General features: G+C 55.8%; 28 protein-coding genes. 11 read left to right on the top strand and 17 right to left on the bottom strand.

Going from position 1 to position 25,479, the window contains the following annotated elements:
• Positions 1-14: 14 nt before the first annotated feature.
• Together ACQG1K_RS02235 and ACQG1K_RS02230 are read left to right on the top strand one after the other, a co-directional pair.
• Positions 15-839, top strand: coding sequence for an AraC family transcriptional regulator (locus tag ACQG1K_RS02235; protein WP_023299151.1), 825 nt, complete (start codon positions 15-17; stop codon positions 837-839).
• Between the two features lie 75 nt (positions 840-914).
• Complete coding sequence (locus tag ACQG1K_RS02230) at positions 915-1,880, top strand: DMT family transporter (protein WP_032625208.1); 966 nt, start codon at positions 915-917, stop codon at positions 1,878-1,880.
• An 80-nt stretch (positions 1,881-1,960) separates the two neighbouring features.
• On the opposite strand, the gene ACQG1K_RS02225 is transcribed toward ACQG1K_RS02230, so the two are convergent.
• Complete coding sequence (locus tag ACQG1K_RS02225; RefSeq protein WP_171932312.1) at positions 1,961-3,607, bottom strand: methyl-accepting chemotaxis protein; 1,647 nt, start codon at positions 3,605-3,607, stop codon at positions 1,961-1,963.
• 245 nt (positions 3,608-3,852) lie between these two features.
• Between ACQG1K_RS02225 and ytfE the strand changes: the two genes are divergently transcribed.
• Positions 3,853-4,515, top strand: a complete 663-nt coding sequence (gene ytfE / locus ACQG1K_RS02220; RefSeq protein WP_023299148.1) for an iron-sulfur cluster repair protein YtfE — start codon at positions 3,853-3,855, stop codon at positions 4,513-4,515.
• Between the two features lie 86 nt (positions 4,516-4,601).
• Here the strand turns inward: ytfE and cycA are convergent, their stop codons facing one another.
• Both cycA and fklB read right to left on the bottom strand, forming a co-directional pair.
• A complete protein-coding gene (cycA, locus tag ACQG1K_RS02215) occupies positions 4,602-6,011 on the bottom strand; it encodes a D-serine/D-alanine/glycine transporter (protein WP_022646840.1) in 1,410 nt (469 codons plus the stop codon).
• 315 nt (positions 6,012-6,326) lie between these two features.
• Positions 6,327-6,947 (bottom strand): FKBP-type peptidyl-prolyl cis-trans isomerase, encoded by a 621-nt coding sequence (fklB, locus tag ACQG1K_RS02210; RefSeq protein ID WP_022646839.1) that lies wholly within the window; start codon positions 6,945-6,947, stop codon positions 6,327-6,329.
• Between the two features lie 231 nt (positions 6,948-7,178).
• On the opposite strand from fklB, the gene ACQG1K_RS02205 reads away from it, so the two are divergent.
• Complete coding sequence (locus ACQG1K_RS02205; protein ID WP_032625204.1) at positions 7,179-7,817, top strand: OapA family protein; 639 nt, start codon at positions 7,179-7,181, stop codon at positions 7,815-7,817.
• A 46-nt stretch (positions 7,818-7,863) separates the two neighbouring features.
• On the opposite strand, the gene ACQG1K_RS02200 is transcribed toward ACQG1K_RS02205, so the two are convergent.
• From ACQG1K_RS02200 to rpsF, 5 genes are all read right to left on the bottom strand, one after another.
• Positions 7,864-8,793: a DMT family transporter gene (locus ACQG1K_RS02200; protein ID WP_022646837.1), complete on the bottom strand. Its 930-nt coding sequence runs from the start codon at positions 8,791-8,793 to the stop codon at positions 7,864-7,866.
• 152 nt (positions 8,794-8,945) lie between these two features.
• Positions 8,946-9,395, bottom strand: coding sequence for a 50S ribosomal protein L9 (gene rplI / locus ACQG1K_RS02195; protein ID WP_006810372.1), 450 nt, complete (start codon positions 9,393-9,395; stop codon positions 8,946-8,948).
• Between the two features lie 41 nt (positions 9,396-9,436).
• Positions 9,437-9,664, bottom strand: coding sequence for a 30S ribosomal protein S18 (gene rpsR / locus ACQG1K_RS02190; RefSeq protein WP_000135199.1), 228 nt, complete (start codon positions 9,662-9,664; stop codon positions 9,437-9,439).
• A gap of 4 nt (positions 9,665-9,668) precedes the next feature.
• Positions 9,669-9,983, bottom strand: coding sequence for a primosomal replication protein N (gene priB, locus ACQG1K_RS02185; protein WP_022646836.1), 315 nt, complete (start codon positions 9,981-9,983; stop codon positions 9,669-9,671).
• A 6-nt stretch (positions 9,984-9,989) separates the two neighbouring features.
• Complete coding sequence (rpsF, locus tag ACQG1K_RS02180; protein ID WP_003856034.1) at positions 9,990-10,385, bottom strand: 30S ribosomal protein S6; 396 nt, start codon at positions 10,383-10,385, stop codon at positions 9,990-9,992.
• Positions 10,386-10,725: 340 nt separating this feature from the next.
• On the opposite strand from rpsF, the gene yjfY reads away from it, so the two are divergent.
• Positions 10,726-11,001, top strand: coding sequence for a DUF1471 family protein YjfY (gene yjfY / locus ACQG1K_RS02175; RefSeq protein WP_023299144.1), 276 nt, complete (start codon positions 10,726-10,728; stop codon positions 10,999-11,001).
• 133 nt (positions 11,002-11,134) lie between these two features.
• Here yjfY and ACQG1K_RS02170 read toward each other — a convergent pair whose 3' ends face one another.
• From ACQG1K_RS02170 to ulaA, 6 genes are read right to left on the bottom strand one after another with little or no spacing between them, the layout of a single operon-like run.
• The gene (locus ACQG1K_RS02170; protein WP_045307814.1) at positions 11,135-11,821 is read right to left on the bottom strand and encodes an L-ribulose-5-phosphate 4-epimerase; all 687 of its coding nucleotides are present in this window, start codon (positions 11,819-11,821) and stop codon (positions 11,135-11,137) included.
• The gene (locus ACQG1K_RS02165; RefSeq protein ID WP_022646833.1) at positions 11,814-12,674 is read right to left on the bottom strand and encodes an L-ribulose-5-phosphate 3-epimerase; all 861 of its coding nucleotides are present in this window, start codon (positions 12,672-12,674) and stop codon (positions 11,814-11,816) included. Before ACQG1K_RS02165 ends, ACQG1K_RS02170 begins: the two co-directional genes overlap by 8 nt.
• A gap of 9 nt (positions 12,675-12,683) precedes the next feature.
• Positions 12,684-13,334, bottom strand: a complete 651-nt coding sequence (gene ulaD / locus ACQG1K_RS02160) for a 3-keto-L-gulonate-6-phosphate decarboxylase UlaD (protein ID WP_058677069.1) — start codon at positions 13,332-13,334, stop codon at positions 12,684-12,686.
• Positions 13,335-13,346: 12 nt separating this feature from the next.
• Complete coding sequence (ulaC, locus tag ACQG1K_RS02155; RefSeq protein WP_003856024.1) at positions 13,347-13,814, bottom strand: PTS ascorbate transporter subunit IIA; 468 nt, start codon at positions 13,812-13,814, stop codon at positions 13,347-13,349.
• Between the two features lie 9 nt (positions 13,815-13,823).
• A complete protein-coding gene (gene ulaB / locus ACQG1K_RS02150; RefSeq protein WP_003856022.1) occupies positions 13,824-14,129 on the bottom strand; it encodes a PTS ascorbate transporter subunit IIB in 306 nt (101 codons plus the stop codon).
• A gap of 12 nt (positions 14,130-14,141) precedes the next feature.
• Positions 14,142-15,542, bottom strand: a complete 1,401-nt coding sequence (gene ulaA, locus ACQG1K_RS02145; RefSeq protein WP_022646831.1) for a PTS ascorbate transporter subunit IIC — start codon at positions 15,540-15,542, stop codon at positions 14,142-14,144.
• Between the two features lie 359 nt (positions 15,543-15,901).
• Here ulaA and ulaG point away from each other — a divergent pair, with 359 nt between their 5' ends.
• Together ulaG and ulaR are read left to right on the top strand one after the other, a co-directional pair.
• On the top strand, positions 15,902-16,966 hold the full coding sequence (gene ulaG / locus ACQG1K_RS02140) for an L-ascorbate 6-phosphate lactonase (protein ID WP_023299142.1): 1,065 nt from the start codon (positions 15,902-15,904) through the stop codon (positions 16,964-16,966).
• Positions 16,967-17,076: 110 nt separating this feature from the next.
• Positions 17,077-17,832, top strand: a complete 756-nt coding sequence (gene ulaR / locus ACQG1K_RS02135; protein WP_003856014.1) for an HTH-type transcriptional regulator UlaR — start codon at positions 17,077-17,079, stop codon at positions 17,830-17,832.
• Here ulaR and yjfP read toward each other — a convergent pair.
• Positions 17,829-18,551 carry an esterase gene (yjfP, locus tag ACQG1K_RS02130; RefSeq protein WP_367075411.1) on the bottom strand — a complete coding sequence of 241 codons (723 nt, stop codon included), beginning with the start codon at positions 18,549-18,551 and terminating at the stop codon, positions 17,829-17,831. The genes ulaR and yjfP overlap by 4 nt on opposite strands.
• 137 nt (positions 18,552-18,688) lie before the next feature.
• On the opposite strand from yjfP, the gene bsmA reads away from it, so the two are divergent.
• From bsmA to ACQG1K_RS02115, 3 genes are all read left to right on the top strand, one after another.
• On the top strand, positions 18,689-19,018 hold the full coding sequence (gene bsmA, locus ACQG1K_RS02125) for a biofilm peroxide resistance protein BsmA (RefSeq protein ID WP_003856011.1): 330 nt from the start codon (positions 18,689-18,691) through the stop codon (positions 19,016-19,018).
• 148 nt (positions 19,019-19,166) lie between these two features.
• Positions 19,167-19,442, top strand: a complete 276-nt coding sequence (yjfN, locus tag ACQG1K_RS02120) for a DUF1471 family protease activator YjfN (RefSeq protein WP_003856009.1) — start codon at positions 19,167-19,169, stop codon at positions 19,440-19,442.
• Positions 19,443-19,612: 170 nt separating this feature from the next.
• Positions 19,613-21,544 (top strand): methyl-accepting chemotaxis protein, encoded by a 1,932-nt coding sequence (locus ACQG1K_RS02115; protein WP_367075409.1) that lies wholly within the window; start codon positions 19,613-19,615, stop codon positions 21,542-21,544.
• Here the strand turns inward: ACQG1K_RS02115 and ACQG1K_RS02110 are convergent.
• Positions 21,541-23,163, bottom strand: a complete 1,623-nt coding sequence (locus ACQG1K_RS02110; RefSeq protein WP_155025628.1) for an isovaleryl-CoA dehydrogenase — start codon at positions 23,161-23,163, stop codon at positions 21,541-21,543. The genes ACQG1K_RS02115 and ACQG1K_RS02110 overlap by 4 nt on opposite strands.
• Positions 23,164-23,358: 195 nt before the next feature.
• Here ACQG1K_RS02110 and ACQG1K_RS02105 point away from each other — a divergent pair, with 195 nt between their 5' ends.
• On the top strand, positions 23,359-24,633 hold the full coding sequence (locus tag ACQG1K_RS02105) for an MFS transporter (protein ID WP_108367496.1): 1,275 nt from the start codon (positions 23,359-23,361) through the stop codon (positions 24,631-24,633).
• A 91-nt stretch (positions 24,634-24,724) separates the two neighbouring features.
• On the opposite strand, the gene rlmB is transcribed toward ACQG1K_RS02105, so the two are convergent.
• Positions 24,725-25,456 (bottom strand): 23S rRNA (guanosine(2251)-2'-O)-methyltransferase RlmB, encoded by a 732-nt coding sequence (gene rlmB / locus ACQG1K_RS02100; protein WP_006810385.1) that lies wholly within the window; start codon positions 25,454-25,456, stop codon positions 24,725-24,727.
• Positions 25,457-25,479: the final 23 nt, after the last annotated feature.

Here is a 25,479-nt window from a genome sequence, read left to right as displayed (position 1 = left end):
CAAGGAGGCTCACCGTGCAAGGCGTACCGGAACAGTTTACTGATGAGAGAGACAGCGCGCGCTTTCGCCATCTGGCGCAGTTGCCGGGTCTGGAGCTATATCACGCGCATATTGCTGACTACGCCTTTGAGCCTCACACGCATGAAGCCTTCGGTATCGGCACCATTGAAACCGGTGCCGAACGCTTCCGTTACCGCGGAACCCAACACTTAGCCGCTGAAAAATCGGTCGTGACCATGAACCCGGACGAGATCCACACGGGCGAATCCGCCACCGAAGGCGGCTGGCGCTACCGGATGGTCTATATCGAACCCGACCTGCTGGAAGAAGTCACCGGCCTGCGCCACTGGTGGTTTAGCGACGTGACCCGCCACGACCCGCTGCGCTCGCAGCAAATTGGCCAGCTGATTTACGGCCTTTGGCATACGAACGATGCGCTGGCACAAAAAGGGTTGCTGCTGGATCTGATTGAGACGTTCCAGCCGCTGGCCCGTCACGCGCCGGTAGCCCGGGAGGGCGCGCACCGCTTCGAGCGCGTTCGCGACTATCTGCACGACAACTATATGCGCGCGCTCACCCTGGACGAACTGGCGAGCGTCGTGTCGCTCAGCCCGTACCATTTCCAGCGCCAGTTTAAGGCCCATTTTCACGTCACCCCACACCAGATGCTGATGGCCATCCGGCTGTGGCGCGCCAAAGCATTCCTCACCCACGGCATGCCTGCCGCCGAGGTGGCCGCCGCAACGGGGCTGACCGATCAGTCTCACCTGACCCGCGCCTTTACCCGCCGCTACGGCATTACGCCCGTGCGTTACCAGAAGCAGGTTTCGCCGCGCTAATGCGCAACCTCATACAATACGCGTGCATCTGTGCCTCCTACACTGGCTACAACATGTATTACTGTGGACGAAAAGATGATTAGCGGCGTGTTGTATGCCCTGCTTGCAGGGTTGATGTGGGGGCTGATTTTCGTCGGCCCGCTGATTGTGCCGGAGTACCCGGCAATATTGCAGTCGACCGGACGCTATCTGGCGCTGGGGCTTATTGCCGTGCCGCTGGCATGGCTGGGGCGTGCGCGTCTGCGCCAGCTGAGTTGCCAGGACTGGCTCACCGCGCTGTGGCTGACCATGATGGGTAATCTTATCTACTACGTCTGCCTGGCGAGCGCCATTCAGCGTACCGGTGCGCCGGTGTCGACCATGATTATCGGCACGCTGCCGGTGGTCATTCCGGTTTTCGCAAACCTGCTTTATAGCCAGCGTGACGGCAAACTGGCGTGGTCAAAAATGGTGCCTGCGCTGGTATGCATCGCCGTGGGGCTGGTGTGCGTGAATATTGCCGAGCTACGCCACGGCCTCGAAAACTTCAGCTTGTGGCGTTACGGTTCTGGGATCTTTCTGGCGGTTATTTCGGTTGTCTGCTGGGCCTGGTATGCCCTGCGCAACGCACGCTGGCTGCGGGAAAACCCGGATAAGCATCCGATGATGTGGGCGACGGCGCAGGCGCTGGTCACGCTTCCTGTCTCGTTGCTGGGCTATGTGGGTGCATGTATCTGGCTGGGTAGCCAGCATCCGGATTTCGCCCTGCCCTTCGGACCGCGCCCGTGGGTATTCGTCGGGTTAATGGTCGCCATTGCCGTGCTCTGTTCGTGGGTTGGCGCGCTGTGCTGGAACATTGCCAGCCAGAAGCTGCCGACGGTGATACTGGGGCCACTGATTGTCTTTGAAACGCTGGCCGGGCTGCTCTATACCTTCCTGATGCGCCAGAGCGTGCCGCCGCTGCTAACGGCCTGCGGGATCGCGCTGCTGGTCGTTGGGGTGGTGATTGCGGTGAGAGCGAAGCCGGAAAAACCGATGGTCGTTCCGGCGTCGGAGGGGTGAGCTTTTCGACCAGCGGCGCTTCGCTTGCAGGGCCTACAAAACCGTAGGCCGGGTAAGCGTCAGCGCCACCCGGCACAGTATCAGAACGTTTCCCAGTTCGCTTCAGACGCCGCTACGGTCTGCGCTTTAGGTACATAGGTCTTTACCGGCGCGGCTTTCACCGCCTGGTTACGGGTGATCTTAAACACCGCCACCGCGTCGTTCAGGCGCGCGGCCTGATCTTCCAGCGCCGCCGCCGCCGCCGCAGACTCCTCCACCAGCGAGGCGTTCTGCTGGGTAACGCGATCCATCTCCGCCACCGCCTGGCCCACCTGGTCGATACCGCGGCTCTGTTCGTCGGAGGCCGACGCAATCTCCCCCATGATGTCCGTCACGCGCGTAACTGCATTGACGATCTCTGCCATCGTCGCGCCCGCTTCATTTACCAGCTGAGAGCCCGCGTTAACGCGCTCGCCGGAATCATCGATCAGGGCTTTGATCTCTTTCGCCGCCTGAGCGCTGCGCTGGGCAAGGGTACGCACCTCACCCGCGACAACCGCGAAGCCACGCCCCTGCTCGCCCGCACGCGCCGCTTCTACCGCCGCGTTCAGCGCCAGAATATTGGTCTGGAAGGCAATGCCATCGATTACGTTGGTAATTTGCGCAATTTTGCTGGAACTGGTGGCGATTTCGTCCATGGTGCGCACCACGCCTTCTACCACATTTCCGCCCTTCTTCGCGGTGGAGGAGGCGTCCAGCGCCAGACGAGAAGCCTGACGCGCGTTATCGGCGTTTTGCTTCACGGTGGCGGTTAACTGTTCCATGCTGGCTGCCGTCTCTTCCAGAGAAGCGGCCTGCTGCTCTGTGCGAGACGAGAGATCGTTGCTGCCCGCCGAGATTTCACCCGCGCCGGTGTAGATGGTATCTGCGCCTTCACGCACCACGCCCACCGTGTTGGCCAGCGCAGTCTGCATCTCTTGGACATTGCGCGCCAGGATCGCCATTTCATTTTTACCCTCAGCCTGAATCGGCTGGGTTAAATCCCCTGCCGCAATGGCGCGGATATGGCTGATCACCTCTTCCAGCGGCAGCAGCAGCACGCGGCGCATCGCAATCCAGCTGGAAATAATCACCGCGATCACCAGCAGCATCACCGCAGACAGGATCCACAGAATGCGTTTGTAGTCGCTTTCATTGTCCTTGATGCCTTTGTCGGTGAGCGCGGCCTGCGCCTCCCGCCACTCGCGATAGACCTTTTGCATCGCGGTCTGCTTCTGTTCGGCATTTTGTTTGAACATATCTTCCAGATTGCCCTGCCCCAGCAGAACGTTCATTTGCGTCAGCGTGGCGGAGTAGATGCGGTAGTGCTCTTCCAGCCTGTCGGCCAGGTGCTCGTCCATACCCGGCGTTTCCGGCAGCGCGTAATATTTATCGTAATGTGTCTGGGCATCAGCCAGCAGGTTTTTCGCGGTATTGACCAGCTCGTTCAGCTGCCCGCCATTAATCTGCGACGCCATGCTGCTTTGCAGACGCAGCATGCCGCGGTTAAGGGTGACACGCGCCTGATTCAGGCTGATCCAGGCGTCGGTAAACTCCGCGACGTTCTGGCTGGAAAGCTGAGAAACGGTGAAGTTCTCTTTGTCGTTATTGAGCGCATTAATGAAAATGCCGGCGGAGATCAGTTGCATGATGCCGAGCACAAGCAGCACCGAAATCAAAAGAGTAATGACTTTTATACGTTTAAACATGCGTTGCCTTTTTTATATACAGGTATTGTCTGACCTGTATCTATCGGCACGCGCGGCAGGTTGTTTACTGTTTCTCCACCTTTAAAAACTTTCGAAAGCCCTTTTCTGCATTCAATCAGCAAGTTAAAAGCACGATTTTTTTGTGATCCCCTTCTCATTTTTACCCTTGCCTCTAAAGGGTTATAGTATCCACATAAAGATGCATTTAAAATGCATCTTATATTCCTGATGATGAGGTAACTGCTATGGCCTTCCGCGACCAACCCTTAGGCGAGCTGGCGCTCTCCATCCCTCGCGCTTCAGCGCTGTTCCGTAAATACGATATGGATTACTGCTGCGGCGGTAAGCAAACGCTGGCGCGCGCAGCGTCGCGTAAAGAGCTGGATGTAGAAGCTATCGAAGCGGAGCTGGCTAAGCTGGCAGAACAGCCTGTCGACAAAGACTGGCGCACCGCGCCGCTGGCTGAAATCATCGACCATATCATTGTGCGTTACCACGACCGTCACCGCGAACAGCTGCCGGAGCTGATTTTACAGGCCACCAAAGTTGAGCGCGTTCACGCCGATAAACCTTCCGTACCGCGCGGCCTGGCGAAATACCTGACCATGCTGCACGAAGAACTATCCAGCCACATGATGAAAGAGGAGCAGATCCTCTTCCCGATGATCAAACAGGGCATGGGCAGCCAGGCAATGGGGCCAATCAGCGTGATGGAAAGCGAACATGATGACGCCGGCGAACTGCTGGAAGTGATCAAACACACCACCCACAATGTCACACCGCCGCCAGAGGCGTGCACCACCTGGAAAGCGATGTACAACGGCATCAACGAGATGATCGACGATCTGATGGAACACATCAGTCTTGAGAATAACGTTCTGTTCCCGCGTGCATTATCGGGTAAATAAAAAAGCCCGGTGGCGCTAGCGCTTACCGGGCCTACAACGTCCTCGAACGTAGGCCGGGTAAGCGACAGCGCCACCCGGCAACATGCTTAACGCATGCCAGCCATCCGTTTCTTACCGATAAACAGCCAGCCCAGCCCCAGCGCGATAAACCACAGCGGCGTGACGATCAGCGCCTGACGGGTATCTTCTTCCAGCGTCAGTAGCACCAGCACGAAGACGAAGAACGCCATGCATACCCAGCACATCAGCTTGCCCAGTGGCATCTTGTAGATCGACTTCTCATGCAGATGTGGACGCTGTTTGCGGTACACCAGGTATGAGCAGAGGATGATGGTCCAGACGAACATAAACAGGATCGCCGACACCGTGGTGATCATGGTGAACGCGCCGATTACGCTCGGGTTAACGTAGAGCATCACCACACCGCCCAGCAGACAGATGCAGGAGAAGGTCAGCCCTTTCGCCGGTACCGCGCGTTTTGAGAGTTTGGCGAACGCGCTTGGGGCAACCCCCTCCTGCGCCAGACCAAACAGCATACGGCTGGTGGAGAAGACGCCGCTGTTCGCGGAAGAGGCCGCAGAGGTCAGCACCACGAAGTTAATCAGGCTCGCGGCAGCGGGCAGCCCCACCAGCACGAACAGCTCGACGAACGGGCTCTTGGTTGGCACTACTGAGCTCCATGGCGTCACGGACATAATGATGATCAGCGCGAACACGTAGAACATGATGATACGCAGCGGAATGGAGTTGATCGCGCGCGGCAGGGATTTCTCCGGATCTTTAGTTTCCGCCGCCGTGGTTCCCACCAGCTCAATCCCGACAAACGCGAACACCGCAATCTGGAAACCGGCGAAGAAGCCGCTGATGCCTTTCGGGAACCAGCCGCCATCATTCCACAGATGGGCAAACGAGGCCTGAACGCCAGTTGGCGACTGGAAGTGCGTCAGCACCATTACCAGCCCGACGACAATCAGCGCGATGATGGCGACGATTTTGATCATCGCGAACCAGAACTCCATCTCACCGAACATTTTAACGGTCGCGAGGTTGAGGCTCAGCAGCAGGACAATCACCGCCAGCGAGGCCACCCAGTCCGACAGGCCGGGGAACCAGAATTGGGCGTAGGCCGTAATAGCGACAACATCCGCCATGCCGGTAACCACCCAGCAGAACCAGTAGGTCCAGCCGGTAAAATAGCCCGCCCACGGGCCAAGCAGGTCTGACGCGAAGTCGCTGAAGGATTTGTATTCGAGGTTCGAGAGCAGCAATTCACCCATTGCACGCATCACGAAAAAGAGCATAAAACCGATGATCATATAAACGAAGATGATCGACGGGCCTGCAAGACTGATGGTTTTGCCCGAGCCCATAAATAGCCCTGTGCCGATGGCGCCGCCAATGGCAATAAGCTGAATGTGACGGTTCGTGAGATTTCGCCGTAGCGACTGTTCAGACGTCGCCTCTTCTGCGGCGGCGACTTTGACCTGATCTACCATGTGATATTTTCCTGTTTATGCCTGTCTGTGTTGTTAAGGCTCTTCTGGCCTTTAAATACGCCAAAAAAAATGACGGTCCCTTTGTAAGGGCTTATCGATAGTAGGTAAGAATCGGCGGGATGAATACTATGATTTGAATATTATGTTAATAATATGTTGAAAGTGAGTGTCATATCACTCATACAGCGCGAAACAGCTCACAAAAATACACGTAACAGTTTCGTTTGCAATACAAAATGTTGATTCCGTCGTAACTCCAGGTTTTATCGCTATTTTCCTCTCCCCGATCGGAGAGAGGAAAATAAGAAAAACCGATTACAGGATTTCCAGCAGCTCGACTTCAAACACCAGGGTGCTGAATGGCGGAATGGACGCGCCAGCGCCACGCTCGCCGTATGCCAGGTTGTGCGGGATAGTCAGTTCCCATTTTGAACCTACTGGCATCAGGGTCAGGGCTTCGATCCAGCCTGCAATCACGCCGTTGACCGGGAATTCAGCCGGTTCGCCACGCGCGACGGAGCTGTCGAACACGGTGCCGTCGATCAGCTTACCGGTGTAGTGTACGCGAACGTGGTCGGTACGCGCCGGGATTGCGCCATCACCCTGATTGATTACGCGGAACTGCAAGCCGGACTCGGTGCTGTTCACGCCTTCACGCTCACGGTTCTCTTCCAGATATTTCACGCCTTCTGCCGCCATCTCTTCGAAACGCGCGCGACGTACAGTGTCAGCACGTTCGTGGATTTCACGCAGCGCACGGTGCACAACGTCAACCGGCACAGCGGGCTGCTTGCCTTCCAGCGCGTCAGCGATACCCGCCACCAGCGCTTCCGGTAACAGACCTTCCAGGCCGGATTCGCTCAGCTGCTGTCCTACCTGCAAGCCGATGCCGTAGCTTGCCTGCGCTTCGATAGTGTCAAAAGTCGGGGTGGTCATGGGTTTTCCTTCCATCACATTTAAAGTAGCGGGCAGCATATCAGCCATGCCCTTATGGGTAAAACTTTGTCTTAAGTAAAGGTGACAAACTGCGACGAAACGGAAACAATAGTAGCCGTCAGGATTTTCCCTAATATATGTCACGAAAGCTGGCTTTGTTACGCCCATCAGGCAGTTAGCAAACTACACTTCTCAGGACAGGATAAAAAGACGCGGAGCAGGAGGAGAGCCATGCCCGGGCGATTTGAACTGAAACCTACCCTGGCGAAAATCTGGCATGCGCCGGATAACTTTCGCATCATGGACCCGCTGCCGCCTTTGCACCGCAGAGGCATTATCATCGGCGCGTTGCTGATGGTCATCGGTTTCCTGCTTCCTTCCGGCAGTGACAACGTTGATACCGGGCCGGTAAGCCGCAATGCTGAGCTGGATATCCAGTCGCAAAGCCAGCCGCAGCCTGATTCACAGCCGATGCAGACGCAACTGGTCACACCGTCTAACGATCCGGGCCAGGTTGCGCCGGTTGAACCTGAACCTGTTCAGGAAGATCAGGAGCAGGCCGCCGCCCCTTCAGAGCCACAGGCGCAACAGCCCACCGGCATTGAGCAGCAGTGGCGTTCGTATCGCGTAGAGCCAGGGAAAACCCTTGCTCAGCTGTTCCGCGACCACAATCTGCCGGCAACGGATGTGTATGCCATGGCGCAAGTCGAGGGGGCTGGCAAGCCGCTCAGCAACCTGCAAAATGGTCAGATGGTGCAGATCCGCCAGAATGCCAGTGGGGTGGTGACCGGGTTAACGATCGATACCGGAAACGGGCAGCAGGTACTGTTTACCCGCCAGCCGGACGGCAGTTTTATCAGAGCACGTTAATAGCCCAGGCCGGGTAAGGCGAAGCCGCCCCCCGGCACTTTTGTTCTCAGGCACGACGTTTATTCACCCACCAGATCCCCGAGCAGACCAGCACCAGCGCAATCGCGTATTTGATGTCCAGAATGTCTTCGCCGAGGAATATGGCGGAGAGCACTGTTCCTGCTACAGGTATGACAAAGTTGAACGGGGCAATCATACTCACGCGGTTCACTTTCAGCAGCGCGCTCCACAGGGCGAACGCCACGGATGAGAGCAGCGTCAGATACCCCAGCACGGCGACGGCCTTCATGCTGTGCACCTCCAGCGCCCCGCCCGTGGCATAGCCTCCCACAACCAGTGCCGCCCCGCCTATCGCCAGCTGCCATCCCGTCATCACCGTCGGGTCAACGGTCTGGGAAATGCGTTTCCCGTAAAGCGTGGCCGCAGAGAGAATAAAGGCCGCCAGCACCACAAATCCGTCACCTTGCCAGACAAACTGGAAATCACTTAACCCGCCGTGGAAGTTCACCAGCATCACGCCGGTAAAGCCCAGAACACAGCCCAGCGTTTTGTTATAGCTGAGTTTGTCGTTGTGGTAGATAAAGTGCGCCAGCAGCACGCTGAAGAAGGTCCCGGTGGCATTCATGATCGAGCCGTTCACCCCGGTGGTGTAAGCAAGGCCGATATAAAAGAAGGTGTACTGGATGGTGGTCTGGGTCAGCCCGAGGATCGTGAGCTGACCAAACTGCGTGGGTGTGAGCCTGGCAATCGGTTTACGCTGGGCCAGGGCAAAGAGCAGCAGCAACGCACCGGCAAACAGAAAACGGTATCCGGCAAAGACGACTTTGGACGGAATATCATCGGTCGCGATCTGGAAGAGTTCGTAGCCACTTTTAATGGCCGGGTATGAGCTTCCCCAAAGCAGACAGCAGAGCGTGGCGCAGGCATAGGCCACATTTCGACGGGCAAAGACGGGCGTGGGCAGAGCGGTATCCATGACAAATCTCATAAATAAAATTGCGTTTCAATTTATTATCAGAGAATGCATCAGGAATAGCGACCTTACAATCGCAAAACATGACGTAGGGTCACGCTAAAAAGCAAAACGCCGGCACAAGGCCGGCGCTTCGACGTGAGCAGAGTAAAAAATTACTCAGCTACTACGTTAACAACCAGTTTAGCGAACACTTCGCTGTGAACCTGGAAGTCAACTTCGTGCTCACCAGTGGTACGCAGAACGCCGTTCGGCATGCGAACTTCGCTCTTAGCCACTTTAACGCCTGCTGCAGTGACTGCATCAGCGATATCGCGGGTACCGATGGAACCGAACAGTTTACCTTCGTCGCCAGCTTTAGACGCGATGGTAACGGTGCCCAGTGCGTTGATTGCTTCAGCGCGAGCGTTAGCAGCCGCCAGAACGTCAGCCAGTTTGGCTTCCAGTTCAGCACGACGTGCTTCGAAAAACTCTACGTTTTTCTTAGTAGCTGGAACAGCTTTACCCTGTGGTACCAGGAAGTTACGAGCGTAACCCGCTTTAACGTTTACCTGATCACCCAGGCTGCCCAGGTTTGCTACTTTATCAAGCAGAATAACTTGCATTACCTTATCCTCTTAAAGTCGTATTAATGGACCGTGCCCGATTACTGATGACGATCAGTGTACGGCAGCAGAGACAGGTAGCGAGCGCGTTTGATAGCGCGAGCCAGCTGACGCTGATATTTTGCACGAGTACCGGTGATACGGCTTGGGACAATCTTACCGCTTTCGGTGATGTAGTTTTTCAGCGTTGCGATATCTTTATAGTCGATCTCTTGAACGCCTTCCGCGGTGAAACGGCAGAACTTGCGACGACGGAAATAACGTGCCATTTGGCTAGTCTCCAGTATCTATCAAATCAATCTGCTCGGCATGCAGAACCATTTTGCTCAGGCCGTTCTTTGCCTTGTGGCAAGAGATGAACCCCTGAACGATTACTGCACTACCGACCGTTAAACTGTGAGTAATGGCCTGGTTTTCGTGTCCGCTAATGATAACGGGCATTTGGCACCACGCCTGCCGGTGAAACCCGGCTTCCTCTTGCACAGAACGATGCTCAAGCACGAACTGGCAATGCGGAATTCCTGATGGGCTGACCTTTCGAAGGGGGGTCCTGCACACGGTGCCGGACAACACCAGACGGTTGGTCATCAGAAATTACTCTTCAGAATCCCCAGCATCAGAATCATCTGCGGTTTCGTTTGCGAAATCATCGCGACGCTCACGGCGCTCGTCTTTCGCTTTAACCATCGGAGATGCTTCGGTCACTGCGTGTTTGGTACGCATAACCATGCTGCGGATAACGGCATCGTTGAAGCGGAAGGTAGTTTCCAGCTCATCAATCACTTCCTGCGGCGCTTCAACGTTCATCAGAACGTAGTGAGCTTTGTGCAGTTTGTTGATTGGGTAAGCCAGCTGACGGCGGCCCCAGTCTTCCAGACGGTGGATCGTGCCTTCTGCACCAGTGATGGCAGCAGAGTAACGCTCGATCATACCCGGAACCTGTTCGCTCTGGTCAGGATGGACCATAAAAACGATTTCGTAATGACGCATCGAATTGCTCCTTACGGATTATTCAGCCTCCTGTCTGGGTCAGCCGAGGCCCGGGGAGGCAAGGAACGTGTTAAAGGTCGGCTGAAAAATTGACGCGTCATAATACTTGCGCGCCCCGCTAAACACAAGGTGATTGCACAAATAATTCGCACAAAGGGTAAAGCTGTTCTAAGTGGGTGATTTAAAATCTCACTTATCAGAAACGCTGTTTTTTTGAACAACACCATCAGAAATGGTCACCCATCGCAACCCGAGTAGCGATTACACTTTAATCAGAAGCCTTAAGCAGAGAAGGAGAGCATTACCCCATATCACAGCACGCAGTCGTGGAGCGCATATCATGAAAAGAATCGCATTCGCCATTTTGGCTGCGCTTTTGCTCAGTGCAAACGCGATGGCAGCCATCAAGATAGACAGCCGACAGGCCAGAAACATGGATGATGTGCAGAGCTTAGGCGTTATTTACATCAATCATAACTTCGCCACTGAAAGTGAAGCAGATCAGGCGCTTAATGAAGAAACCGATGCGCAGGGCGCAAAATACTATCACGTCATACTGACACGTGAGCCCGGCAGCAACGGCAATATGCGCGCCAGTGCAGATATTTACCAGTAACGCTTTATCGCCAGCACCAGGAAAGCCAACGAAAATCATAGCTATATATGATTGCCCCCTGCCGGGGGCTTTTTTTATGAATGGCTCCGGAATACCACCGGTTACAACTGTTTCGGTATTCCAGAGCACTTATTCACTTCTGCCCGTAATAAGCATTCGGGCCGTGCTTACGCATGAAATGCTTGTTCATCAGATAATCATCAATGCCCTGAAGCTGTGGGTTAATGCCGCGCGCAATCCACGCCATTCGAGCCACCTCTTCCATCACCACCGCGTTATGCACGGCGTCATGCGCATCTTTACCCCATGAGAATGGACCATGCTGGTACACCACAATACCCGGCGTATGCAGTGGTTCCGTCTCACCCAGCGTTTCGATAATGACCCTGCCGGTGTTAAGTTCGTACTCGCCTTCGACCTCAGCCTGCGTTAACGCCCGCGTGCAGGGAATATCGCCGAAGAAGTAGTCCGCGTGCGTCGTACCCAAAGCAGGGATCGCCAGCCCGGCCTGTGCCCAGGCGGTGGCGTGCGTGGAATGGGTATGCACAACACCACCCAGGGACGGGTAACGCTGGTACAGCGCCAGATGGGTTGCCGTATCTGAAGAAGGACGCCATTTGCCTTCAACAACGTGTCCTTCCAGGTCAACCACCACCATATCGTCCACTTTCATGGCGTCATAGGCCACGCCGCTCGGCTTAATCACCACCAGCCCCTGATCGCGATCGATGGCGCTTACGTTGCCCCAGGTAAACGTCACCAGTCCATAGCGCGGGAGATCCATATTGGCCTCAAAGACCTGCTGTTTCAGCTTAAGCATGTTCCGCCTCCAGTAAGCCTGCCCGCGCCATGCGCTCGCGCACCCAGTCCCGGGCTTTCGCCACTTCTGCCGCCGGGTCGTCCGCGGTTTCGCTCCACATCTCAATCAGGTAAGGTCCGCAATAACCTGTCTGTTTAAGCGTCTGGAAGCACCGTTCGAAATCCACCACCCCGGTGCCGAACGGTACGTTTTTAAACACGCCGGGACGGGTATCTTTTACGTGCACCGCCACGATATGCCCGATGCCCGCCTGAAGCTCCATCTGTACGTCGTTATCCCATGCCGACAGGTTGCCGATATCCGGATAAAGCTGGAACCACGGATTGTTCAGATAGTGCGCGTAGCCCAGCGCCTTGCTGATGGAGTTCATCAATGGATAATCCATGATCTCCATCGCCAGCGTCACCTGCGCACGGCTTGCCATCTCAACGCTCTCTTTCAGGCCGTCACGGAAACGACGGCGCGTCTCATCGTTGGCTTCCTGATAGTAAACATCGTAACCCGCCAGTTGGATCACGCGGATGCCAACATCCTGTGCAAAGCGAATGGCTTTACGCATGATCTCCAGCCCTTCGGCGCGTACGGCATCATCTTCGCTGCCAAGCGGAAAACGACGGTGAGCGCTCAGGCACATGGATGGCACGCGCACGCCGGTTTCGGCAATGGCGCTCACCAGCGCCAGACGCTGGTCGCGGCGCCAGTCCAGGCGAGAAAGACGCTCGTCCGTCTCATCCACCGACATTTCGACAAAATCGAAACCCAGCTGCTTCGCCAGCTGTAACCGCTCCAGCCAGCACTCCCCCGCAGGGAGTGCCTTTTCATAGATGCCAAGCGGGACCTGTTTTGACAACATACCCGCTCCTTAACCCCAAAGCTGAGCGATTGAGCTTTTGAACTGACGCGCCGCTTCCACCGGAGACGCAGCATCACGAATGCTACGACCGGCAATAAAGACGTGAATCGGGATACCCTGGAACAGCGGCAGATCCTCCAGCGCCAGGCCACCGGTGACGGTCACTTTGAAGCCCATATCGGCCAGACGTTTGATCGCGCTGATATCGGCTTCGCCCCACGCCACGCCTGCGGCCTGCGCATCACGGCTACGGTGATAAACCACCTGCTGGATACCCGCTTCGCGCCACTCCTGCGCCTGCTCCCAGGTCCAGAAACCAGTCAGTTCAATCTGCACGTCGCCGTTGAACTCTTTCGCCACGTCCAGCGCGCCTTTCGCGGTGTTGATATCCGCACAGCAGATCACGGTGACCCAGTCGGCGTTGGCTTCAAAGCACATGCGAGAGAGAATTTTGCCCGCATCGGCAATTTTGGCATCCGCCAGCACGATTTTATGCGGATAGAGCGCCTTCAGGTCACGAACCGCACGAACGCCTTCGCCCACGCACAGAATGGTGCCGACTTCGATGATGTCCACCTCTTCCGCAATCAGACGGGTGGTTTCGTAAGCGTGAGACAGCGTCTGGTTATCCAGCGCGACCTGCAACATTGGTAATGACATTTTCAATTCCTCTTAAACGGCCGCCGCAGTGGCGTTATCAATTAAATCCAGCACGTCCTGCGCGGTACGGCAGGCACGTAAACGGTCAAAATTAGCTTCGTCATCAAACAGGTTAACGATCTGCATGATGCCCACTTCCTGGTGGGTGTTGGCATCGACAGCTGCCATGGTGATCAGAATGTCGACCGGGTCGTTATCTTCGTGGTTGAACACCAGCGGGGTTTTCAGCGTCACCAGCGCAAAACCGGTTTTCTTGACACCCTCTTCCGGGCGGCCATGCGGCATTGCCAGCCCCGGGGCAATCACAAAATAGGGGCCGTGCTGCGCCACGCCATCCAGGATGGCCTGGTAATAACGCGGCTCGACAACGTCCGCCTTAACCAGCAGGTCCACGCTCAGCTTCACCGCTTCCTGCCAGGTACTGGCTTCGGCCTGTAAAAGGATGGAGTTATTCTCAGCCAGCGAATCACGTAGTTTCATGTGGCATCCTTACTTCACGTCTTGTGGGAAGTGCTCTTTGATCACTTCCAGCAGTTTTGGCCCAAAATCCGCAGGCGACAGCATGTTGCGCACGCCTACCACGTATTTGTTGCCCGATACGCTAATCTCGCCGGCAATGTGCGTTGAAGCGATGATGATGTCCGCGCCGTTCAGTTCACTTTTGTATTCACCCACTGCGCAGCTGTTTACCGTGTGGTCAATGTTTGACTGGGTTAAAAACTGATCCACTTTCATTTTCATGATCATGGAGCTTCCTTGCCCATTGCCACACACAGCCAGGATACGTACGGTCATAATCGAAACTCCTTAGTGAGCAGAAACTTCTGCTGTTTGTTTTTCCGCATCTTCTTCAGCTCGCAGCGAACGGCCAGCGAAGAACATATAAGTCAGTGCAATCAGGATGATGACGGCCATAAAGACCAGCCCGACGGACGCAAAGCCCTGCATCATCGGCGGCGCCAGAATTGACCAGTCCGCCATGCCCATCCAGGCGCTCATGCCGGTGAGCTTGACCGCCCACACGCACCCGAAGATTTCAACCATGCCCATCACCAGGCAGATCTTGAGCGCGGCGCGCCATCCGCCGAAGTGGTTAGCAAACACGCCGATAGTGGCGTTGGAGAAGAACATCGGGATAAAGCCAGGAATAATCAGGATTGAGGAGCCACAGCCCACCAAGATGCCGACCGCAATCAGCTGGCCGATGGTGCCCCACATAAAGCCCCAGACGACGGCGTTTGGCGCAAAGCTATAGATAGCCGCACAGTCAATCGCCAGCACCGCGCCAGGGATCAGGCGCTGAGAGATACCGTTGAACGCTTCCGACAGCTCGGCGACGAACATACGCACGCCCTGAGTGATGATGAAAATGGCCACGGCAAAGGAGAAACCGGTTTGCAGGATATAGACCGTCCAGTGGGTTTTACCCGCCATCGCCTGCACCACGTCAATGCCAAAGGAAAGCAGGATGGCACCGAAGAAAAGGGTCATCACAATCGCCGTGGAGACGATGTTGTCGTGGAAGATATTCAACCAGCCAGGCAATTTGAGGTCTTCAACACTCTCCTCTTTTTTACCCAGGTACGGTGCAACTTTGTACGCAATCCAGGAGGCGAACTGCTGCTGGTGACCGATGGAGAAACCGCAGCCGTCAGTAACGTCCTGCGTTGGCTTATACATCATGTTGGAGGTGATGCCCCAGTAAAGCGAGACCAGCACTGCCGTGCAGATGACCGTGGTCCACATTGGGTAGCCGAAGATATAGAGAGAAACGGCAATCAGCCCCGCCTGCTGGAACATGATGTGCCCGGTGAGCATGATGGTGCGAATACCGGTGATGCGGCGCAGGAGCACGTAAATGATGTTCAGCGCCAGCGCGAGCAGTACCGCATACCCAACCCAGCTGTACGCATCCCCCATGCGATCGATGGTGGCCATCATGGACGCGTAAGTGTCAGAGATGGCGCCGTTAATGCCATATACCTCAGACATTTTGGCAACGACCGGCTTAAACGTGCTGGTCAGAATGCCAGACCCCGCCTGCAACAGCATAAAACCAATGATGGTTTTGATGGTGCCTTTGATAATCACGCTGACGCTTTTGCGCAGCAGGATGTACCCCAGGCACGTCACGATACCCAGCAACAGCGGGGCGTTGGTCATTACCTGATTAAAGAAAACGGTAAAGACGTTGTAGAGGATCTCCATAACTCTCTCCAGAAAATGAGAACACGAGGGGCAATCCCTGTGTGGTTGGTGTCATCACTCTATTAATCACAAATAATCACCACAAGATTGCATTTGATTATTTGTGACGGATCACGCAATTTATTTCCATGGAGTTAGTAATGATTTTCACTACCGATCCAGAAAGATAAATAAATTGTTAATTTTCAATATATTAATTATATGTAGCGGTTATCTTAACAACGACGAGGTGTATTTTCTGTGATGTGGCGAGGGGAATTTTCCGCAAATCAGCCATTGCAAATCGATTCAAACAGTGCCAGCATTAATCACAACAAGTCACAGTATGATTACTTTTGATTAAAACCAGGAGTCAAACGATGAGTAAAGTGAAAACCATCACCCGTGAATCATGGATTTTGAGTACCTTTCCGGAGTGGGGTAGCTGGCTGAACGAAGAGATCGAGCAGGAACAGGTTGCTCCTGGCACATTTGCGATGTGGTGGCTTGGATGCACCGGGATCTGGCTGAAATCAGAAGGCGGCGCCAACATTTGTGTCGATTTCTGGTGCGGCACCGGCAAACAGAGCCACGGCAATCCACTGATGAAAAAAGGCCACCAGATGCAGCGTATGGCCGGCGTTGAAAAGCTCCAGCCGAACCTGCGCACCACGCCTTTTGTGCTTGATCCTTTCGCCATTCGCCAGATCGACGCCGTTCTCTCTACCCACGATCACAACGATCATATCGACGTGAACGTGGCGGCAGCGGTAATGCAAAACTGCGCGGACGACGTACCCTTTATCGGGCCGCAGACCTGCGTGGATTTGTGGATTGGCTGGGGCGTGCCAAAAGAGCGCTGCATTGTGATGAAGCCGGGCGACGTGGTGAAAATCAAAGACGTTGAAATTCACGCGCTGGATGCCTTTGACCGTACCGCGCTGATCACCCTGCCTGCCGACCAGAAAGCCGCAGGCGTACTGCCAGACGGGATGGATGAGCGCGCGGTGAACTACCTGTTCAAAACGCCTGGCGGTTCCCTGTATCACAGCGGTGACTCTCACTACTCCAACTACTACGCGAAGCACGGTAACGAGCACCAGATTGACGTGGCGCTTGGCTCTTACGGTGAAAACCCGCGCGGGATTACCGACAAAATGACCAGCGCGGACATGCTGCGCATGGCCGAAGCGCTGAACACCAAAGTGGTGATCCCCTTCCACCACGATATCTGGTCAAACTTCCAGGCCGATCCGCAAGAGATCCGCGTCCTGTGGGAGATGAAAAAAGACCGACTCAAGTATGGTTTCAAGCCGTTCATCTGGCAGGTTGGGGGCAAGTTCACCTGGCCGCTGGATAAAGACAATCTCGAGTACCACTACCCGCGTGGTTTTGATGATTGCTTCACCATTGAGCCAGACCTGCCGTTCAAGTCCTTCCTCTGATTGTGCAGCCCAATCGCCAGACACAGTGTCTGGCGATGTCATATTTAATTTAGTAATTTCATGCTATTTCAAATATCATCTTTTCAAATCAATTCTTTTCGGAATAGCTCATGACGGAAGCGCAACGGCATCAAATTTTACTGGAACTCCTGGCGCAAACAGGGTTTATCACCGTCGAGAAAGTGATCGAACGTTTAGGGATCTCCCCTGCTACCGCGCGGCGGGACATTAACAAGCTGGATGAAAGCGGCAAGCTGAAAAAAGTCCGCAACGGCGCAGAGGCCATCAGCCAGCAGCGTCCACGCTGGACGCCGATGAATATTCACCAGGCGCAGAATCACGATGAAAAGGTGCGGATTGCCAGAGCGGCATCACAGCTGGTGAATCCCGGGGAAAGCGTGGTGATTAACTGCGGCTCGACAGCGTTTTTACTGGGCCGTGAGATGTGCGGCAAGCCGGTGCAAATCATTACCAACTATCTGCCGCTGGCCAACTATCTCATTGACCAGGAACATGAAAGCGTGGTGATCATGGGGGGCCAGTATAACAAGAGCCAGTCCATAACCCTGAGCCCGCAGGACAGTGAAAACAGCCTCTACGCCGGGCACTGGATGTTTACCAGCGGCAAAGGCCTGACGGCGGATGGCCTGTATAAAACCGATATGCTCACCGCAATGGCAGAGCAGAACATGCTCAACGTGGTGGGTAAACTGGTGGTGCTGGTCGACAGCAGCAAGGTCGGTGAACGCGCCGGCATGCTTTTCAGCCGCGCCGAGCAAATCAGCATGGTGATCACCGGCAAAAACGCCAACCCCGAGATCCTCAGCAAGCTCGAGGATCAGGGTGTCACGGTGCTGCGCGTTTAAAGGTGCTGACGGAAAAACTCCACGGTGGCTTCCAGCGCAGCCGGAGTAATACGGTGCCGGACACCGGCACCCCACAGGCAGATCAGATTGCTGTCCAGCCCTTCACGCTGTAGCGCCTGTTGCAGACGGAACGTTTCACCGGGCGGTACGACATCGTCGGCATCCCCATGCCACAGCAGCAGGGGACGATCGGCCAGCTGCGAAAGCGCATGGCTGACGTCCCATTCAGACAACAAGGCTTCAATCTCCTGAGGTGCCTGCGGCGGGAACAGCGTCTTTGCCAGTGACATAAAGTAGCCCGATCCCATCAGGCAAGCCACGGACGTCACCTCCGGATGCCTGGCCATGAGCCCCAGCGCCGTCATTCCGCCCATTGATGCGCCGACGACCGCCAGCCGTTCCCCCTCCACCAGCCCGGCCTGTAAAAGCGCGTCACGCAGCCCGGAGAACTCGGTCAGATTGCCGTGCAGCGTTTGCCAGAACAGCCCCAGCCGCGCCTGTTCATCGCCCGTAAAGCGTGCCCCATGATTCGGCGCATCAGGCATGACCACCCGGAAACCGGCCTGCGCCAGCGCGACGGCAAAATAGCTGTAGACCAGCTTTGAGGAGAGAAAGCCATGATAGAAAACTACCGTCGGCAGCGGCTGTTCACCTTTACCAGCCGGAAAAGCATGGATGATTTCATGCTCACTAAGCAGGCGAGTTTCAATTTCAATCATTGTCGATCCTGTGCTGATGAATGATTCATAATGTTGAGAGCTGGATTACGGTTTCACGATATTTTCATTCGAAATCTACGTCCCAGATAACACTTCGGGAACATTCCCCCAAAACTAAATTCGCAGACCACTACACTATGGCTATCAGGAAAAGAGACAGGTTTATGCGCAGGCTTACCGCTTTATTGCTGGTCTCACTGCTCAGCGGATGTTCCGTATTGCAGGGTACTCCAGAACCGGCACCGCCGGTTACCGATCATCCTCAGGAGATTCGTCGTAATCAGACGGAAGGATTACAACGCCTGGGAACCGTATCCGCGATGGTTCGCGGTTCACCGGATGATGCAGAAGACGCAATTGAAGCACAGGCCGTTGCCGCAAAAGCAGATTATTACGTCATCACGATGATTGATGAAACCATTATTACGGGACAGTGGTATGCACAAGGCATTTTGTACCGTAAGTGAGCATCATCATTTGAACGACCTTTACACTGCTTTGCGTCCGTAGACATTTTCCTGTCCACAATAAACTCCATGCCAGCAACAATGGAAATGAGTTTATTCGCGAAGGATTGCCCGGCGGATACCGGAGACAGGTGAAAAGGAGCTGACGATGAAACGAACCCTTGCTTTAACGACGCTATTGCTTTCAGCGGGCCTGCTGAGCACCACGGCGCAGTCGGCTGAATTTGCCAGCGCGGATTGCGTCACGGGCCTGAATGAGATTGGTCAGATCTCCGTCAATAATATCACGGGGAGTCCGCAAGACGTTGAACGTGTCGTCGCCCTGAAGGCGGATGAACAGGGCGCATCCTGGTATCGTATCGTCCAGATGCAGGAAGATCACCATGTTAATCACTGGCGCGTGCAGGCTATTCTTTATGCATAATCCCCTCCGATAAAAGCCACTTAATTTTAGTGGCTTTTCACTTTTGCAAATTTTTTATCTCTCCCGAAACCCAATAAAAACAAACGCGTAACATTCAGTTACATTAAACAGATAAACGTTCTCTCCGCTCTGCCGTTGAACAGCCATCACTTTTCAATAATGAGCAATTTATGATCACCTTTTTCCGCCGGGCAGGACTGGGCACGAAGCTATCGCTGCTAACAGCTGTAAGTGTCGCTACGCTTTTTTTGCTGTTCACTTTCCTGTTGAGCCACAACGCCAGCCAGCAGCTTGAAGATCTTGCGGTTGAAGACCTGCATAACCAGTCCACCGGCATGGTGGATATGGTAGAGATGTTCAACACCAGCCTGAGCGAAGAAGTTGAAAGCTATACCCGTCTGTTCACCACCTTTTTGCCACAGCCATTGAACAGCGACAGTAGCCAGAGCCGGACCATAAATGGGCTTACCGTTCCTTTGCTGAAAGGCGGCGAAACGGAGTTGCATGAAAACAATACGCTTTCTGATGACTTCCTGAGCCGAACGGGAGCCATCTCGACGCTGTTTGTCCGCAGCGGTAACGATTTTGTCCGCGTGGCGACGTCGCTGCGCAAAGAGAATGGTGACCGCGCGATCGGAACCGTTCTTGATACCACCAGCACGGCATTTGCCGCCGTCACTAAAGGGGAGGTCTATCGTGGCCTCGCGCTGCTGTTCGGCAAGCGCTATATCACGCAGTACCAGCCTGTTAAGAATGCGGAAGGCCAGGTTATCGGGATTATCTTTGTCGGCGTGGACATCACCCATTCGTGGAACGTCATGCGCGAGAAAATCCTTAACCGTCGTCTGGGCGAGAGCGGTCACTTCTTTGTACTGGATCGCAGTAGCGGCAAAACGCGCGGACAGTATCTGTTCCATGCCAGCGAAGAGGGCAAACTGCCTAACTGGGACACGGCGACACAGCAGCAGCTTCTGAGTGATAAAGCCGGCACGCTGGAACGCGTGAGCGCGGATGGCCGTACGCTCAAAGTTGCCTACACGCCGCTGCCGGGCTGGAACTGGACCATCGTGGGTGAAGTGGATAAAGCCGTACTGCTTTCAAGCGTCACCACACTGCGCGATCGCTTCCTGATGGCGGGCGTGGTGCTATCCGCTCTCTTCGCGGGCCTGTTCGTTATCCTCATTCGCCGGATGCTAACCCGCCCACTGCGCGAGGTGATCGCGCTTGCCCGGCAGTATGCCGCAGGCGATCTGCGCGCCAGCCTGCCGGTTACCCGCCAGGATGAAGTCGGCCAGCTGATTGACGCCATCAACGGGATCGGGGAAGGCCTGCAAAAAATTGTGTTGCAGGTCCGCGAGGCCGCAAGCGAGATCCATCTGGGGACTAACGCGCTGGCTTCAGACACCGGCGAGATCTCTGAACAGATTAACAAGCAGGCCAGCAGCGTTGAGGAGACCTCCGCCAGCATGGAGCAATTAGCCGCCACCGTGCAGCAAAATGCCGCCAACATGGAGCAAACTCAGCAGCTGGTGGGTGAAACCTCGCGCGCGGTGCATCAGGGTGGAGAGACGGTGACCCACGCAGTCTCCACCATGGATGATATTCGCGATGCATCGAAACGCATTGAAGACATCACCCGCGTGATTGAGTCCATCGCTTTCCAGACCAATATCCTGGCGCTCAATGCGGCGGTTGAGGCGGCTCGGGCGGGCGAGCACGGGAAAGGTTTCGCAGTGGTGGCGCAAGAGGTACGCGCCCTGGCCGCACGCAGCGCCAACGCGGTAAAAGAGATTGAACAGCTGATTGGCGACACGCTGAACAAGGTGAGCGAAGGCCATGCGTTGTCTGAGCAGACGCGTCTGGCGATGGATGCCATCATTGTTCATATCGATAACATCAGCCAGCTTGTCACTGAGATCAACCACGCCTCCCGCGAGCAGTCGGCGGGAATTGGCCAGGTGAATCTGGCGATGACGCACATCGGTGAGGCATCGCACATCAATGCCGATCGCATCTCACGCAGCGAGCAGACGGCACAGACGCTGCGCGAGAAGGGTTCACATCTGACCCGGCTGGTGAGCCTGTTCCAGCTGAAGGCTTAACCGACCCGGCCCGTGGCGCGCAGCAGCAGGTCGTTTTGCACCTGCTCGCTCATCAGCGTGCCGCCCCGGGTATCCAGCATCATGCGGCACCACGCCTGCGCCACGGGCGGCGATGCGTGCCGCAGTATTTGACTTCCGGCCCCGAGTAAAAAGAGCTGCTGCGCGATCTCCCTGCCCTGCGCTTCCTGCGGTTTCCGCAGCTTCTGCTGTAGCTGCCGCCAGCTGCGATCGAAGTGCCTGTCCTGGCCTTTTACCTGCGCGAAATCATCGGCGAGCAGGTCGAGAATGCCCGACTGCTTCGCCAGCACGCGCAGTACATCCAGGCACATAATATTGCCAGAGCCTTCCCAGATGCTGTTGACGGGCATTTCACGGTACAACCGCGGAAGCTCACTCTCTTCGCAATAGCCTGCACCGCCCAGCACCTCCATTGCCTCTGCCACAAACGGTATGCCCGCTTTGCAGACGCTGTATTTTGCCGCCGGAGTGAAAAGCCGCGCCCATGCGGCTTCCTGTGGGTCGTTGCGGTTGTCCCACGCCCGGGCGAGTCGGAACAGCAGTGCCGTGTGTCCCTCCAGCACCAGCGCCATACGGCTTAGCACGTCGCGCATTAACGGCTGGTCGATCAGATTTTTGCCGAAGGTCTGCCGCTGATGGGCATGATAAAGCGCCACCGAGAGCGCACGGCGCATCAGTCCGTGACTGCCCAGCGCGCAGTCAAAGCGCGTCAGCCCGCCCATCTTCAGAATTTGCCGGACGCCTTCCCCCTCTTCGCCCAGCAGCCAGCCGGAAGCATCAAGAAATTCAGCCTCACTGCTGGCATTTGAGCGGTTGCCGAGCTTGTCCTTCAGACGCTCAAGGCGCACGGCATTACGTTGCCCGTCGGGTAAGAAACGCGGGACAAAAAAGCAGGACAACCCGCCCTTCGCCTGCGCCAGCACCAGATGCGCATCGCTCTGCGGCACGGAGAAAAACCATTTGTGCCCCACCAGCCGGTAACTGCCATCGCTGCATTTCTCTGCTTTGGTAGTATTACTGAGTACGTCCGAACCGCCCTGCTTTTCCGTCATCCCCATGCCGATCAGCAGGCCGCGCTTTTGCGCCCCCGGCGCAAGATGGGGGTCGTAGCGATCGCTCATCAGCGGCGTTAACCACTCATGAAACGGTTTGGGCAGCGACTGTTGCAACAGCGGCGTGGCCGCAAAGGTCATGGTCACCGGGCAAAGCGTTCCCGCCTCCACCTGAGCATGAAGTACGAAACGCGCGGCCCTGGCGACGAACGATCCTTTCCGCGCCTCCTCCTCCCACGCCAGGTTGTGCACCCGGTTGGCGCAAAGCCCCTGCATCAGAAGATGCCATGCCGGATGAAAGCGGACGTCATCCAGCCTCGCTCCCGTGGCGTCATAACGCAGCAGCTCCGGCGGATTAACGTTCGCCAGTCTGCCCAGCTCCAGCGACTCTGCCGTACCCAACTGCTGGCCGATGCTGGCAAGAAGATCCACATCCCACTCAGCCCCTTCGCGCGCTACCGCATCGCGCAGGGCGCAATCAGAGAGAAAAAGGTTGCTGTTCGATAGCGGTGCAGGTTGATTAAAAACGGTATGTGTCTGCCAGTGCATGCTGTCTCCCTCCTTTCATTGGCAATAAAGATAAGTATGGACAGAGGGCATGCACGCTGCATGGGAGGGGGGTCACACGATGACGATCATGTTGATATCATTCGTGAAACAGCTCACAGAACATAAGAATAAACTATTTCTTTACTTAACTAATGCTGAATAATTTATTCTTACCCCGTTTTTGTGAGGATCGTTATGCAACAGGCTGCGCACAAGCGTGCATTAATTGCAGGCTCCATCGGTAATTTCATCGAGTGGTATGAATTTGCGGTCTATGGTTTTCTGGCAACGGTGATTGCCAGAAACTTCTTCCAGCTTGAGGGGGAAGCGGAGCTCACCAGCCTGATCCTCACCTGGGCCTCGTTCGCCATCGCTTTCTTCTTCCGTCCGCTGGGTGCGGTGGTCTTTGGCCGCATTGGCGACAGGATTGGCCGCAAACCGACGCTGATTATAGTGCTGGTATTGATGACGCTCGCCACCGCTGCCATCGGTATTGTGCCGGTCTACGCCAGTATCGGGATTGCCGCGCCGCTGATCGTTACGCTCCTGCGTATTCTGCAAGGACTGTTCGCGGGCGGTGAGTATGGCGGTGCGGTCTCATTGATGACGGAGTTCGCCCCGCGCGGCAAGCGCGGTCTTTACGGGGCATGGCAGTCCTTTACCGTGGCGCTCGGGCTGTTAGCGGGCGCAGGCATTGTCGCGTTGCTCTCTGCCCTTCTCTCCCCTGAAGCCTTGCACGACTGGGGCTGGCGCATTCCGTTCTTCCTGGCGCTGCCGATGGGTGCGGTCGCGCTATGGCTGCGGGTGAGCATGGAAGAGACGCCGAGCTTTGTGCAGCAACGGGAAAAACCGGTCGTTACTCAGGCCAGCACCGCCGCCACGTTCAAAACCATCCTGATGGGCATTGGCCGCGTGATGGTCTGGTCTGCGGCGGGTTATACCTATCTGGTGATTATGCCGACCTATCTGCAATCTGCGCTGCACACCGGTTTTAACCAGGCGTTACTGATTGCGGTGATTTCTAACATTGGGTTTGCGCTCACGATCATTCCGTCGGGCATACTGAGCGACAGGATCGGGCGGCGGACGGTGATGATTATCGCCACCGTGCTCCTGCTGATCCTCGCCCTGCCGCTGCTGAAAATTTTGCAGGCGGAGTCCAGCACGTTGGCTGTCAAAGCGATTGTGGTGTTGATTGCGGGGGGTTTGGTTGGGATGCTGGCAGGGCCGGGGCCGGCAATGCTGTCTGAGATGTTCCCGACGCGCGTGCGTTATACCGGGCTGGGGCTGGCCTATTCTCTGTCGAATGCGATCTTCTCGGGCTGTGCGGGGCTGATCATTACCGGGCTGATTAAAGAGACGGGCAATCTGGATATTCCGGCGTACTACGTGATGGCAACGGCGGTGGTGAGTATTTTCGCGCTGATGACGTTGAGAAAGGATGACCATTTGCGGTCGTTAGAGGAGTGAGATTGTTGCCCGGTGGCGCTGCGCTTACCGGGCCTACGGTACCATGCTTTTGTAGGCCGGGTAAGGCGAAGCCGCCACCCGGCACAACAGGCTACCCGCGCTGACGCACCGCTTCAAACAGGCAGATACCCGTCGCAACAGAAACGTTCAGGGACGATACGCTGCCCGCCATCGGGATGCTGATCAGCTCATCGCAGTGCTCGCGGGTCAGGCGACGCATGCCTTCACCTTCTGCCCCCATCACCAGCGCCATACGGCCGGTCATTTTGCTCTGATACAGGGTGTGATCCGCTTCACCGGCTGTGCCGACGATCCAGATATTTTCTTCCTGCAACAGACGCATGGTGCGCGCCAGGTTAGTCACACGGATCAGCGGAACGTTTTCCGCCGCGCCGCAGGCCACTTTTTTAGCGGTAGCGTTAAGCTGCGCGGAGCGATCTTTTGGCACAATCACCGCATGCACGCCTGCTGCATCGGCGCTACGCAGGCACGCGCCCAGGTTGTGCGGGTCGGTTACGCCATCGAGGATCAGGAAGAACGGGTTATCCAGCTCAGCGATCAGATCCGGCAGATCGTTCTCCTGATACTGACGGCCCGGCTTCACGCGCGCGATAATGCCCTGGTGTACAGCACCTTCGCTTTTCTCATCCAGATACTGGCGGTTCGCCAGCTGGATCACGACGCCCTGCGCTTCCAGCGCGTGGATCAGCGGCATCAGACGTTTGTCTTCACGCCCTTTCAGAATAAAAACTTCCTGAAAACGCTCCGGCGCGCGCTCCAGCAGGGCCTGCACCGCGTGGATGCCGTAAATCATTTCACTCATTGATGGTTCTCGTAATAAATATT

It is taken from the genome of Enterobacter cloacae complex sp. 402C9 (assembly GCF_050030745.1).
Lineage (GTDB): Bacteria > Pseudomonadota > Gammaproteobacteria > Enterobacterales > Enterobacteriaceae > Enterobacter > Enterobacter intestinihominis.
This window is presented reverse-complemented; position numbering and strand designations above follow the sequence as displayed.

What these genes read in the sequence shown, in the direction of transcription:
- ulaD (WP_058677069.1), bottom strand. Translation starts at nt 13,334, where the DNA reads ATGTCATTACCAATGTTGCAGGTCGCGCTGGATAACCAGACGCTGTCT.
- rlmB (WP_006810385.1), bottom strand. Translation starts at nt 25,456, where the DNA reads ATGAGTGAAATGATTTACGGCATCCACGCGGTGCAGGCCCTGCTGGAG.
- yjfP (WP_367075411.1), bottom strand. Translation starts at nt 18,551, where the DNA reads ATGATTGAAATTGAAACTCGCCTGCTTAGTGAGCATGAAATCATCCAT.
- ACQG1K_RS02230 (WP_032625208.1), top strand. Translation starts at nt 915, where the DNA reads ATGATTAGCGGCGTGTTGTATGCCCTGCTTGCAGGGTTGATGTGGGGG.
- ulaA (WP_022646831.1), bottom strand. Translation starts at nt 15,542, where the DNA reads ATGGAGATCCTCTACAACGTCTTTACCGTTTTCTTTAATCAGGTAATG.
- ACQG1K_RS02205 (WP_032625204.1), top strand. Translation starts at nt 7,179, where the DNA reads ATGCCCGGGCGATTTGAACTGAAACCTACCCTGGCGAAAATCTGGCAT.
- priB (WP_022646836.1), bottom strand. Translation starts at nt 9,983, where the DNA reads ATGACCAACCGTCTGGTGTTGTCCGGCACCGTGTGCAGGACCCCCCTT.
- ACQG1K_RS02105 (WP_108367496.1), top strand. Translation starts at nt 23,359, where the DNA reads ATGCAACAGGCTGCGCACAAGCGTGCATTAATTGCAGGCTCCATCGGT.
- ulaR (WP_003856014.1), top strand. Translation starts at nt 17,077, where the DNA reads ATGACGGAAGCGCAACGGCATCAAATTTTACTGGAACTCCTGGCGCAA.
- ACQG1K_RS02115 (WP_367075409.1), top strand. Translation starts at nt 19,613, where the DNA reads ATGATCACCTTTTTCCGCCGGGCAGGACTGGGCACGAAGCTATCGCTG.
- rplI (WP_006810372.1), bottom strand. Translation starts at nt 9,395, where the DNA reads ATGCAAGTTATTCTGCTTGATAAAGTAGCAAACCTGGGCAGCCTGGGT.
- ACQG1K_RS02110 (WP_155025628.1), bottom strand. Translation starts at nt 23,163, where the DNA reads ATGCACTGGCAGACACATACCGTTTTTAATCAACCTGCACCGCTATCG.
- ulaB (WP_003856022.1), bottom strand. Translation starts at nt 14,129, where the DNA reads ATGACCGTACGTATCCTGGCTGTGTGTGGCAATGGGCAAGGAAGCTCC.
- rpsF (WP_003856034.1), bottom strand. Translation starts at nt 10,385, where the DNA reads ATGCGTCATTACGAAATCGTTTTTATGGTCCATCCTGACCAGAGCGAA.
- yjfN (WP_003856009.1), top strand. Translation starts at nt 19,167, where the DNA reads ATGAAACGAACCCTTGCTTTAACGACGCTATTGCTTTCAGCGGGCCTG.
- ACQG1K_RS02225 (WP_171932312.1), bottom strand. Translation starts at nt 3,607, where the DNA reads ATGTTTAAACGTATAAAAGTCATTACTCTTTTGATTTCGGTGCTGCTT.
- ytfE (WP_023299148.1), top strand. Translation starts at nt 3,853, where the DNA reads ATGGCCTTCCGCGACCAACCCTTAGGCGAGCTGGCGCTCTCCATCCCT.
- yjfY (WP_023299144.1), top strand. Translation starts at nt 10,726, where the DNA reads ATGAAAAGAATCGCATTCGCCATTTTGGCTGCGCTTTTGCTCAGTGCA.
- cycA (WP_022646840.1), bottom strand. Translation starts at nt 6,011, where the DNA reads ATGGTAGATCAGGTCAAAGTCGCCGCCGCAGAAGAGGCGACGTCTGAA.
- ulaG (WP_023299142.1), top strand. Translation starts at nt 15,902, where the DNA reads ATGAGTAAAGTGAAAACCATCACCCGTGAATCATGGATTTTGAGTACC.
- bsmA (WP_003856011.1), top strand. Translation starts at nt 18,689, where the DNA reads ATGGCTATCAGGAAAAGAGACAGGTTTATGCGCAGGCTTACCGCTTTA.
- ACQG1K_RS02170 (WP_045307814.1), bottom strand. Translation starts at nt 11,821, where the DNA reads ATGCTTAAGCTGAAACAGCAGGTCTTTGAGGCCAATATGGATCTCCCG.
- ACQG1K_RS02165 (WP_022646833.1), bottom strand. Translation starts at nt 12,674, where the DNA reads ATGTTGTCAAAACAGGTCCCGCTTGGCATCTATGAAAAGGCACTCCCT.
- ACQG1K_RS02200 (WP_022646837.1), bottom strand. Translation starts at nt 8,793, where the DNA reads ATGGATACCGCTCTGCCCACGCCCGTCTTTGCCCGTCGAAATGTGGCC.
- ulaC (WP_003856024.1), bottom strand. Translation starts at nt 13,814, where the DNA reads ATGAAACTACGTGATTCGCTGGCTGAGAATAACTCCATCCTTTTACAG.
- fklB (WP_022646839.1), bottom strand. Translation starts at nt 6,947, where the DNA reads ATGACCACCCCGACTTTTGACACTATCGAAGCGCAGGCAAGCTACGGC.
- rpsR (WP_000135199.1), bottom strand. Translation starts at nt 9,664, where the DNA reads ATGGCACGTTATTTCCGTCGTCGCAAGTTCTGCCGTTTCACCGCGGAA.